The organism is Sphingomonas sp. Leaf9, from assembly GCF_001421355.1.
Classification (GTDB): Bacteria; Pseudomonadota; Alphaproteobacteria; order Sphingomonadales; family Sphingomonadaceae; genus Sphingomonas.
In genome coordinates this window covers 719450-730226 of sequence record NZ_LMKC01000002.1, presented here as the reverse complement: position 1 = coordinate 730226, position 10777 = coordinate 719450, and the positions used below count along the sequence as shown (strand labels likewise).

The window sequence follows — 10777 nt, the reverse complement described above, 5'->3', positions numbered from 1 at the left end:
CGCCGCGCAGGTGGCGGCGCTGGGCATCCCCGTCTTCGCCTGCACCCCCGACCAATTTCCCGAGCTGATGGCGACCGCGCTACGCCGCGAGGACGTGCATGGCTGGGCCGCCGACCGCGATATCAAGCTGGTGCGCGCGGAGGGATAGCCCGCCGCTCAACCGCCGTTCAGCGCTGCGCAGCGGCGGATCGCCTCCGACAGCGCTTCGGGAGCGCTCGGCTTGGGACACACCATCGCGCGGGGATAGCGTTGCCGCAGGTCGGCATCGTCGGCGTGCCCCGAATGAAAGATCAGCGGGACCCCGGCAGCGTGCAGCCGGTCGGCCGCCGGGAACACCGTCCCATCGGCCAACCGCACGTCCAGCACGGCGGCGGCAAAGGCCGCGTTGTGACGCTCGACCGCCTCCTGCGCCTCGACCAGCGTCATGCACGGTCCCTCGACCGCGAAGCCCGCCGCCTCGATGGTGGCCTGCACGTCCAGCGCGATGAACAGCTCGTCCTCGACGAGCAATACGGGATCAGTCACGCAGCAACACGCCAGCCGGAAGCCGCACTTCCATCCGCAACTGCCCGTCCGCCATTCCGGCGGTCATCGTCCCGCGCAACTGCCGAACGCTGGTTTCGACCAGCACCGATCCGAACCCACGCTTGCCCGGCAATAGATCGCCCGTATCCTTCGCATCCTCGGTCCATGTCAGCACGATCCCGTCTTCCCCGACCTGCCAGCATACCCGCAGGCCCCGTTCCCCATCGCTGCCCAGCGCACCATATTTGATCGAATTGGTTGCCCATTCGTGGAGAATAAGCGCCAAAGGCGACAGACAGCTTCTGTCCAGTGCAACGACCGGACCATCGATTTCGATCCGTGCGTGGTCGCGATAGGGCGCCAGCGTGGTGGCGACGATATCGTCCAGCCCGACCGCATGGGGCTGTCCGGCGGGCGACGCCAGCGAATGCGCCGATCCGAGCGCGGCGATCCGGCGGCGGATATCGTCGGCAAAGGTGCGCAGGTCGTCGTGCGACCGCGCCGCCATGGTAATCATCCCGGCGATCACCGCGAACAGGTTCTTCACCCGGTGGTTCATCTCGCGCAGCATCAACTCGCGCGTTTCGGCCAGTGCATATTCGGGCGTCACGTCGATCGACACGCCGACCAGGCGCTGCGGCGCGCTGCCCCCGACGACCCGGCCAAAGCCCTTTACCCAGCGCGTCTGCCCGTCGCTGCGGCACACGCGGAACGTCGACTCATAATCGCCGCTGCGTTCGATCACGCGACGCAGGGCCGCCTCGACCTTTGGCAGATCGTCGGCGTCGATCCGGCCGAGCAGGTCCTCGATACGGGGCGTCGCGTCCGACGCGACCTCGAACAGCTGCCGTTCGGCCGGGTCGAGCACCAGCTCGCCATTTTCCGGGCAATATTCCCAGACCCCGATTCCCGCCGCCTTGATCGCCAGGTCGAGCCGTTCGCGCTCCGCCGCCAGTTGCCGCTCCAGCGCCAGCGCGTCGGTAATCTCGGTCAGCACCAGCGTCGCGCCGTCGACCTCGCCGGTCTGGGTGCGATAGGGCAGTACCCGGAGCGAAAAGACATGCTCGCCATCGCTGGTCCGCACCCGGCGCTGCACCGGCGATGCCCCGCCCGCGACGGCGCGTGCATCCGCCAGATGCGCCGCGTCCTCCAGCCGGTTGGCGACATCGGTCAGCGGGCGACCGCGATCGGTGGCCTTCAGTGGAAAGATGCGGGTCGCGGCGTCGGTGTAGCTGCGCACCTTCAGGTCGGCATCGAGCACCACGACCGCCAGTTCGGTCGATTCATAGAAATTGCGCAGGTCGGAATTGGCGACGGTCAGCTGGTCGACCTTGCTCTTCAGCTCGTCATTGACCGTCGACAGTTCCTCGTTGGTCGATTGAAGCTCCTCGTTCATCGACATCATTTCTTCGTTGGAGCTTTTCAACTCCTCGTTCGCCGTCTCCAGCTCCTCGATCGCCGAGCGCAGCCGGTGGCGGGTCAGGCGCAGCTCGTCTTCCAGCGATTCCAGATGGTCGTCGCTGGGTTCGAGGTCCTGCAACTCGCCCGGATCGGACGGCACGAACGGGCCGGTGTCGCGAAACACGAACAACAATGTGCCGTCGCCCAGCGGGTCACAGATCACCTCGACCGGCTGGGTGCCGTAATCGGTTTCGACCGCGACATCGCGCGCGATCACCCGGCGGCGTTCGTCGCGCGCCTGCCGCAGCAGCGGGCCGATGACGTTGCGCAGGCCCGGCCGGGCCAGGTTCACCGCGCTGCTGCCGCCGGTACGCGTCACCGGAAATTCGAAATAGCGGCTGAGCTTGCCATAGGCGGAGATGATCCCGCCATCCTGGTCGACGATCAGGCTGGGCGGGGCATAGCGTTCGACGACGCGCCGGGTCGCCAGCGCCTCGCTGCCCAGCGCCGTCGTGTCGCCGCGCGCATCCCGCTCGCGCCGTGGCAGCGGCTGACGCTGACTGCCGGGCAGGTCGATCGGATAGCTGGGCGCGCCGGGGCCGCGCTCGAACAGGCGGGCCTGCTGGTCGACGGACAGGAACAGATGCTCGAACCGCCCGACGCTTTCCGACGTGCCGAGGAACAGGAAGCCGCCGGGGCGCAGCGCGTAATGGAACAGCGGCAGCACCGCCTGCTGCAACCGGTCGTCGAAATAGATCAGCAGGTTGCGGCACGACACCAGGTCGAGCCGCGAAAAGGGCGGGTCCTTGACCAGGCTGTGGCTGGAAAAGCGGATCATGTCGCGGATCGGGGCGGCGATGGTGAACCGCTCGGCATGGGGCACGGTGTAGCGTTCGCGTAAGTGCGCCGGCACGTCGGCCATCGCGGCGGCGGGATAACTGCCTTCGCGCGCGATCCCCAGCATCTGTTCGTCGATATCGGTCGCGAAAATCTGCACCGCCAGCGGCGACCCCGATTTGCGCGCCGCCTCGGCGAACAGCATCGCGATGGTATAGGCTTCCTCTCCGCTCGAACAGCCGGGCACCCATACGCGGATATCCTCGTCCGCCGGGCGATCCGCCATCAACGGCTCGACCACCCGCGTCCGCAGTGCCTCGAACGCATCGGCATCGCGGAAGAAGCGCGTGACGTTGATGAGCAGGTCGCGAAACAGCGCCTCGCACTCGCCCGCATCGCTGCGGATGCGCGCCAGATAGGCACGCCCGGTATCGATGCCCAGCACATGCATCCGCCGTTCGACCCGGCGGACCAGCGTCGAGCGCTTGTAGCCCGAAAAATCATGGCCGATGGCGGTGCGCAGCACGCGGCACATTTCATCGACATGATCGGCGACGACATTCGCCTCCGGCTCGATCGGGTCGGAACCGCGCCGGCCAAAGAACGCCTGAAGGCAATGGAGGATTTCGCCCGGCGGCTTTACGAAATCGATCATGCCGGTGCCGACCGCCGACAGCGGCATGCCGTCATAGCGCGCGCTTTCGGGCTGCTGCACGACGCAGACGCCGCCATTTTCCTTGATCGCGCGCAGGCCGGTGGTGCCGTCGGCGCCGGTCCCCGACAGGATGACGCAGGCGGCATTCGCCTGCTGGTCGCCCGCCAGCGACAGGAAGAAATCGTCGATCGGCCGGCGGAGCCCGCGCGGCTGCTGGAAATCGGTCAGCTCCAGCACGCCGTCGCGAATGGCAAGGCCGCGGCCGGGCGGGATGATATAGACGGTATCGGCCTCGATCCGCTCGCCGCCCGAGCTTTGCAGCACGGCCAGCGTAGTATTGCGGTCGAGCAGCTGCGCCAGCATGCTTTCGTGGTTCGGATCGAGATGCTGGACCACGACGAAGGCGAGGCCGGTCGGCCGCTTGGCGGGCGCGAGCATTTCACGCAGCGCCTCCAGCCCCCCGGCCGACGCCCCAATGCCGACCACCGGCACGCTGGCGGGCGACGCCGGCATGGCCTCCGCCTTGGTCGAGACGACATCATGCATCGGGGGTGCCCTCGAGATCGGCGAGCATCATCTTTGCCTGCGCCACGATCGCCGCGCTGTTGGCAATGGTCATCAAGGTGCCCTCGACCACGATCCCCGCATCGTCGGCGATGGGGACCAGCCGGCCGAGCGTGGCGGCAAGCTGTGCGTCATAATCGGCCAGCATTTCGGGTTGCGACCGGCTGACGTCGAACTGCGATGCAAAGATATAGCGGGTCCGGCCGTCGATCGAGTTCAGTCGCGACATGTAGAGCAGGTTGACGAACGGGCTGCCGTCCTTGCGGAAATTCACGATCGGCGTACGCACATTGGGCTGGGTCGGCCGGGACAGGAACTCGCGCAGCCGCGCGCGCGGTTCGGCATTGGCCGCATCGCGCTGCAACATCCGGCAATTCCGGCCGACGACATCCTCGGGTTCGAACCCGGTCAGGCGGCTGAACGGCGGGTTCACCAGCACCAGGTGGTTGTCGCCCTCTGCCGCTGCCAGGGCCAGCGCGACCCGCGACTGCTCAAAATATTCGACAAGCGCTCTGGGCAGGTCCGACGGCACGCAAATTCCGATCTCTAAATCAACGACCCGATTACGCGCAAAATCGGCAGAATAACAAGCCGCCCGCCCCGATAAGTTGGGGTCCGCATCCGCCGTGCAAGACTGCCGTTGTACCTCAGCAGGACAGATCGCGAAGCAGTCGCCGGGCGACCGGCAAAACTGTTCCCCAAAAGCCGCAGGCGCGCAGGAACGATCGGTCCCGAAAAGATACGCGCGCCCGCAAGCGGTATTCCCGCGTTATCTGTTTCCGGCAGTTTGCTCAAAAGGACGTTTGCGTTATCATGCCACCCAACGTCTATGGCAATTCCGGCGCGGCCGGTCTTTCCGGGTCGACGTTATTGCAGGATATTTCGCTTCCCATGCCGGACCTACGCATCGTCGAAACCACGCCGCATCCGCGCCATTTCGCCTTTCTGGCAGGTGGCGGGGAATGTGCGGCGCTGATCGCGGCGCTCGATTGGGACGCAACGCCGCTGGGTCCGATCACCGGCTGGCCGCAAAGCCTGAAGACCGCCACCGCGCTGATGCTGCGCTCGCCGGTGCCGATGGTGATGCTGTGGGGCGTCGACGGGGTGATGCTCTACAACGATGCCTATTCAGCCTTTGCCCGCGGGCGGCACCCGCAGCTGCTGGGATCGAATTTCCGCGAAGGGTGGCCGGAAGCCGCCGCTTTCAACGACCATGTAATGCGGGTCGGACTGGCGGGCGGCACGCTGCGTTATCAGGATCAGGAAGTAACACTATACCGCAACGGCTCTCCGGAGCGGGTGTGGATGGACCTCGACTATTCGCCCGTCCTCGGCGAAGACGGCGAACCGGCGGGCGTCATCTGCATCCTGGCCGAGACGACCGATCGCGTCGCGCATGCCCGCCGGACGCACTTCCTGCTGTCGCTGGCCGACGCGCTGCGCCCGCTTGGCACCCGCAGCGAAATCATGCAGCTGGCCGCCGTCCGGCTGGGCCAGTGGTTGAACGTCAACCGCGCATTTTATGCCGAGATCGGCAGCGACCTGCGGATGCGGGTCGACCATGATTATTGCGATGGCGTGCATTCACTCACCGGCGCGCATTCGCTGGCACAGTTCGGGCCGGGGTTGCTCGACGCCTATCGCTCGGGCGCACCAATCGTCATGCCCGATGTACCGGCCAGCCCGCTGAGCGACACGACGCGCGCCGGCCTCGCCCAGCGCCGGGTCGGGGCGTTCATCGACGTGCTATTGTTCGACGAAACCGAATGGGTCGGCGTGCTGGCAGTGCAGTCCGCCACGCCCCGCGCCTGGACCGCCGCCGAGCAAAGCCTGGTCCAGGAGGTCGGGGAACGGGTCAAGACTGCCGTCGAACGCGCCCGCGCCGAAGAGGAACTGCGCCAGCTTAACGATACGCTGGAGGAACAGGTCGCGATCCGGTCGGCCGAGCGCGACCGGCTGTGGAACCTGTCGCAGGATATGCTGGCCCGCGCCGGCTATGACGGAATGATCTCGGCGGCCAGCCCGGCATGGACGCGGGTGTTGGGCTGGAGCGAGGGGGAACTGCTCTCGCGCGGCTATGTCAATTTCATGCATCCCGACGACGAACCGCACACCTCGGCCGCGATCGCGCAGATGGCCGCGACCCGTCGCCCGACCCGGTTCGAAAACCGGATCGCGACGCGCACCGGCGGGTGGAAGCACATCGAATGGACCGTCGCTCCCGAAGCCGACGGATTGAACTTCGTCGCGGTCGGCCGCGACCTGACCGAAGCGAAGGAGCGCGAGGCCGATCTGGAGGTCGCCCGCGACGCGCTGCGCCAGAGCCAGAAGATGGAGGCGATGGGCAGCCTGACCGGCGGCGTCGCGCATGATTTCAACAATCTGCTGACCCCGATCATTGGCTCGCTCGACATGCTGGTGCGCAAGGGCGTCGGCACCGATCGCGAACGCCGCCTGATCGAAGGGGCGCTGCAATCCGCCGAACGCGCCAAGATGCTGGTACAGCGGCTGCTGGCCTTTGCCCGGCGCCAGCCGCTGCAACCGACCGGCGTCGACGTGGCGAAGGTCATCGACAGCATGACCGGGCTGATCGCATCCACCCTGGGCCCGACCATCGCCGTCCGCATTGAACTGGACGACCTGCCACCGGCGCATGCCGATCTGAACCAGCTGGAAATGGCGCTGCTGAACCTTGCGGTGAATGCCCGCGACGCGATGCCCGATGGCGGCACGCTGACCATCGCCGCCGCCCGGCAGAATGTGCGTTCGGGCGAGATCGCCGGGCTGGCCCGCGGCCATTATATCCGGCTGCGGGTCGGCGACACCGGCTGCGGCATGGATCAGGACACGCTGCGCCGCGCGATCGAACCGTTTTTTTCGACCAAGGGCGTGGGCAAGGGCACCGGCCTTGGCCTATCGATGGTCCATGGCCTGACCGCGCAGCTGGGTGGCGGGCTGACCATCGACAGCACGCCCGGCGTCGGTACCACGATCTGCCTGTGGCTGCCGGTCAGCATGATCGCGCCGTGCGACGAGGAACGCCCGGCCGACAGCCAACCCTTCCCCGCCCGGCTCGGCACCGCGCTGCTGATCGATGACGAGGATCTGGTGCGGATGAGCACCGCGCACATGCTGGCCGACCTCAGCTACCATGTGGTGGAGGCGGCATCGGCCGAGGAGGCGCTGCGGCTGATCGACGAGGGGCTGGCGCCCGACGTGCTGATTACCGACCACCTGATGCCGGGCATGAGCGGTGCCGACCTCGCCCGTCGGCTGCGCCTCAGCCATCCGGCACTGCCGGTACTGATCGTGTCGGGCTATGCCGACGAAGACGGGGTCGACGCCGACATTCCGCGCCTGACGAAGCCGTTCCGCAATGCCGAGCTGGAAATCAGCCTGACCACCCTCACCGCGCCGTTGATCGTGACCGAAATCGCTCAGCCGGTCGGGGCGGGCCGGGTCACGATATAGGCGGCACAACCGGCCATCAACGCCGCGACCGCCAGCGCCAGCGCGACGCCCGGCCGCGCGCCGAACAGGAACAGCGCATAGCCGCTCACGATCCCGCCGCAGGCCATCGCCTTTGCCCGCCGCCCGATCGCGCGATCGCGCCGCCACGCCGTCAGCGTCGGCCCGAACCGGGGGTGATCGAGCAGCCAGCGCTCCAACCGGGGCGATCCGCGTGCGAAACAGCCCGCCGCCAAAATCAGAAAGATCGTCGTCGGCATCACCGGCAACAGCGCGCCGATAAAGCCGAGCAGCACGAACGACCAGCCGAGCACGACCCAGCCCCATCGCGTCAGGCGAAGGCGAACGGAAACGGGTGGGCGCGGCGTCATGGCCCCCACCCTATCGCGATCGGTTCGCAGCGGATACCGGCTTTGCGATCGCCCGGCCCTTGCCTGTCGCGCCGACAGCATGGAAGATGCCGTCATGACCGACCTGCTCGTCCGCCTGTACGACCTGCCCGCCATCGCCCCTCGCGCGGCACTGGCCGACCGCGGCATCGCGATCCGGCGGGCGATGGCGGCCGAACGACACCTCGTCCTGTCATGGGTCAAAGCACAGTTCGGCGATGCGTGGGAGAGCGAGGCCGCCCGCGCCTTTACCCGTCCGGTCACGACCTTGTGGATCGCGGTGCAGGAGACGGCGATCCTCGGCTTTGCCTGCTACGACTGCAGCATGCGCGGCTTTTTCGGCCCGACCGGCGTCGATCCCGCCGCGCGCGGGCTGGGCGTGGGAGAGGGATTGCTGTTCGCGACGCTGAACGACATGCGCGCCATGGAATATGGCTATGCGATCATCGGCGGCGTCGGGCCGGAAGCCTTTTACCGCCGATGGCTGGACGTGATCGCCATTCCCGGTTCGGATACCGGCATCTATGGCGACATGCTGCATTCGCCGGGCGACGGGCCGCCCGACGCCTGATCCCAGGGCGGTTTCCGACCATGTCGGATCACCGCCGCGTCAGCGGTCGCCCGCAGGGTGATGACGGTGGTGCAGGATGGTCGGAAACCGCTCTAGCGCGCGCCGCGCTGCGCGGTGCGCAACTCCGCCTCGAACGCTGTCCGTTTTTCCGCCACCATCCGGGGGAGCAGCCGGGGATCGACGAACGCGTCCGCCTGCCCCGCCCGGCGGCGCGCACCGCGTTCGATGACATCGGCGGCCTCCGGATGGCCCGGCAGCACGATGTCGGCACGCATCGTCGCCAGCTTGGCGAAGGTCCCCCGGAAATCGGCGACGATCCCGGGATAACCGCGATTGCCGACCAGCCGGTTGCCCGCCACGGTGATGCTGCACGGAAAGAACACCCGGCGCAGCTTGCCGGCATCGCGCGCGACCATCGACCAGCTGGTGCAGCCGGGCGTATGGCCGGGCGTCAGATGCGCGGTCAGCGCGATGTCGCCCATCCGCACGACCTCGCCATCGCGGATCACACCATCGACCTTGACCGCCGGATAGCGGCGCACGCCATAGTTGGTATCGCCCCGGGTGGTCCCATGCTCCAGCGCCCATCGATCCCCCGCGCTGGCCAGGAAACGCGCGCCGGTGTCCCGCTTGATCCGGGCGATGCCGCCGACATGGTCGTCATGGGCATGGTTGCTGACGATCACGCGCACCCGATCAAGCGGCACGCCGACCCGCCGGATATTGCGTTCGATCGACGCGACATTGCGATCCATCGGCCCGTCGATCAGGATCGCCCCGTCGCGCGACACGATCAGATAGGCCGCCAGCCCCTTTGTCCCGACATAATAGAGATTGTCGGCGATGCGGAACGGTTCGGTCGGCGTAGTCCATTCGGGCGGATCGGCCGCCAGCGCCGACCCGCTCGCCAGCACCGCGCCCAGCGCCAGCCATCCCCGGAAAAATGTGCGATATCCCATGCCGGCCATCCCCTCGCGCGCTTCGTATTAGCAGGGCAATTGACCGAAATCCGGCGGGGGGACAAAGGATCATATCTTGGTTCGATCCTTAGGAAATCTCAGTCTCGATGGCGCGCGCACCGGTCCCCCTCAATGCCCTGCGCGCGTTCGAGGCATCGGCACGCCACCTGTCCTTCACCCGCGCCGCCGACGAACTGTGCGTGACGCAGGCGGCGGTCAGTCACCAGATCAAGGCGCTGGAGGCGCGCCTCGGCGTCACGCTCTTCCGCCGGTCCAATCGCGGGTTGCTGCTGACCGACGAAGGCATGGCGCTGGCGCCGACGCTGGTCGAATCGTTCGGGGCGATCGACCGGCTGTTCGACCGGTTCGACAGTGGCATCGTGCGCGAGGTGCTGACGGTCAGTGCGGTCGGCACCTTTGCGGTCGGCGCGCTGCTCGAACGGCTACCGGCGTTTCGCGCCGCCTGTCCGGGGATCGACCTGCGCCTGCTGACCAACAACAACCAGGTCGATCTGGTCGCCGAGGGGCTGGACGGGGCGATCCGCTTCGGCGACGGCGCGTGGCATGGCGTGGCGGCGGATGCGATCTGCCCCGCGCCGCTGACGCCGCTATGTTCGCCCGCCGTCGCACAGAGCCTGCGCCACCCGGCCGACCTGCTGCGCACCACCCTGCTGCGCTCCTATCGCGCGCAGGACTGGCCGGCGTGGTTCGCAGCGGCCGGGTTGGAGGTCGGCGCGCTGCATGGGCCGTTGTTCGATTCATCGCTGGTGATGGTACAGGCGGCGATGCTCGGCGAAGGGGTCGCGCTCGCCCCGCCGGCGATGTTTCGCCGCGAACTGGACAGCGGACGGATCGTGCGGCCCTTCGCCACGCAGACGGCGACCGATGGCTATTGGCTGACGCGGCTGAAATCCCGGCCACCGGGGCGGGCAATGGTCGAATTTCGCCGATGGTTGCTCGACAGTTTTTCGGACGAACGCGCCGAACAGCCGCAATAGTCTGAACGAGCAGTGGCCGACCGATTCTAAAGACGATTCGCGACAATGCCGCGACAGGAACATGGTTTCTGCGCGTTTACGGTCGCTTGATTTGTCGTTTCGGCCGTGGATTGATCGGATGGAACCAACGGTTCGTCGCCGATGAACGGTGGTCGCGTTGACAGTTTGCCGCGCCGGCGCGAAGGGACGTCCAGTTTTCAGCCGATCCGGCGATCCGCCCTCTACCAAGAAGCGGAAGTTGGACGGCGAGACGTGGGGGTTCCCGACGGCCGCTTCCTTTTGTCCGCGTTTCTGCGGCCGATGGCGGGCACCCTTGCGCACAAAAGATGCGTTGGAATGAATAAGCGTTGGTCCGTATTGGTGTTGTGGAGCCTGACGGCGGCAAGTGGCGTAGCGAGCGCACATGTCGC

At 67.1% G+C, this 10777-nt stretch carries 9 protein-coding genes; 4 read left to right on the top strand and 5 right to left on the bottom strand.

The window, feature by feature from the left end; genetic code table 11:
• Nucleotides 1-10: 10 nt before the first annotated feature.
• A complete protein-coding gene (locus tag ASE58_RS18185; protein WP_200909309.1) occupies nt 11-148 on the top strand; it encodes a hypothetical protein in 138 nt (45 codons plus the stop codon).
• A gap of 8 nt (nt 149-156) precedes the next feature.
• On the opposite strand, the gene ASE58_RS07370 is transcribed toward ASE58_RS18185, so the two are convergent.
• From ASE58_RS07370 to ASE58_RS07360, 3 genes are read right to left on the bottom strand one after another with little or no spacing between them, the layout of a single operon-like run.
• Nucleotides 157-525 (bottom strand): response regulator, encoded by a 369-nt coding sequence (locus ASE58_RS07370; protein ID WP_055763400.1) that lies wholly within the window; start codon nt 523-525, stop codon nt 157-159.
• Nucleotides 518-3964, bottom strand: a complete 3447-nt coding sequence (locus ASE58_RS07365; RefSeq protein WP_055819246.1) for a CheR family methyltransferase — start codon at nt 3962-3964, stop codon at nt 518-520. Before ASE58_RS07365 ends, ASE58_RS07370 begins: the two co-directional genes overlap by 8 nt.
• Entirely contained in the window at nt 3957-4514 is a 558-nt protein-coding gene (locus ASE58_RS07360; RefSeq protein WP_055819243.1) for a PAS domain-containing protein, read from the bottom strand. Before ASE58_RS07360 ends, ASE58_RS07365 begins: the two co-directional genes overlap by 8 nt.
• 359 nt (nt 4515-4873) lie before the next feature.
• Here ASE58_RS07360 and ASE58_RS07355 point away from each other — a divergent pair, with 359 nt between their 5' ends.
• Nucleotides 4874-7453, top strand: a complete 2580-nt coding sequence (locus tag ASE58_RS07355) for an ATP-binding protein (protein ID WP_055819240.1) — start codon at nt 4874-4876, stop codon at nt 7451-7453.
• Here the strand turns inward: ASE58_RS07355 and ASE58_RS07350 are convergent.
• Nucleotides 7420-7821, bottom strand: a complete 402-nt coding sequence (locus ASE58_RS07350; RefSeq protein ID WP_055819237.1) for a YbaN family protein — start codon at nt 7819-7821, stop codon at nt 7420-7422. The two genes, ASE58_RS07355 and ASE58_RS07350, sit on opposite strands and share 34 nt — an antisense overlap.
• Nucleotides 7822-7915: 94 nt before the next feature.
• Here ASE58_RS07350 and ASE58_RS07345 point away from each other — a divergent pair, with 94 nt between their 5' ends.
• Nucleotides 7916-8410, top strand: coding sequence for a GNAT family N-acetyltransferase (locus ASE58_RS07345; protein WP_055819665.1), 495 nt, complete (start codon nt 7916-7918; stop codon nt 8408-8410).
• Between the two features lie 92 nt (nt 8411-8502).
• Here ASE58_RS07345 and bla read toward each other — a convergent pair whose 3' ends face one another.
• On the bottom strand, nt 8503-9369 hold the full coding sequence (gene bla / locus ASE58_RS07340) for a subclass B3 metallo-beta-lactamase (RefSeq protein ID WP_055819663.1): 867 nt from the start codon (nt 9367-9369) through the stop codon (nt 8503-8505).
• 107 nt (nt 9370-9476) lie between these two features.
• Here bla and ASE58_RS07335 point away from each other — a divergent pair, with 107 nt between their 5' ends.
• On the top strand, nt 9477-10367 hold the full coding sequence (locus ASE58_RS07335) for a LysR substrate-binding domain-containing protein (RefSeq protein WP_055819234.1): 891 nt from the start codon (nt 9477-9479) through the stop codon (nt 10365-10367).
• The last annotated feature ends 410 nt before the right edge of the window (nt 10368-10777 follow it).

Bases quoted from the DNA above. Each gene is read 5' to 3' on its own strand.
- ASE58_RS07365 (WP_055819246.1), bottom strand. From the start codon at position 3,964: ATGCATGATGTCGTCTCGACCAAGGCGGAGGCCATGCCGGCGTCGCCC.
- ASE58_RS07355 (WP_055819240.1), top strand. From the start codon at position 4,874: ATGCCGGACCTACGCATCGTCGAAACCACGCCGCATCCGCGCCATTTC.
- ASE58_RS07350 (WP_055819237.1), bottom strand. From the start codon at position 7,821: ATGACGCCGCGCCCACCCGTTTCCGTTCGCCTTCGCCTGACGCGATGG.
- ASE58_RS07345 (WP_055819665.1), top strand. From the start codon at position 7,916: ATGACCGACCTGCTCGTCCGCCTGTACGACCTGCCCGCCATCGCCCCT.
- bla (WP_055819663.1), bottom strand. From the start codon at position 9,369: ATGGGATATCGCACATTTTTCCGGGGATGGCTGGCGCTGGGCGCGGTG.
- ASE58_RS07335 (WP_055819234.1), top strand. From the start codon at position 9,477: ATGGCGCGCGCACCGGTCCCCCTCAATGCCCTGCGCGCGTTCGAGGCA.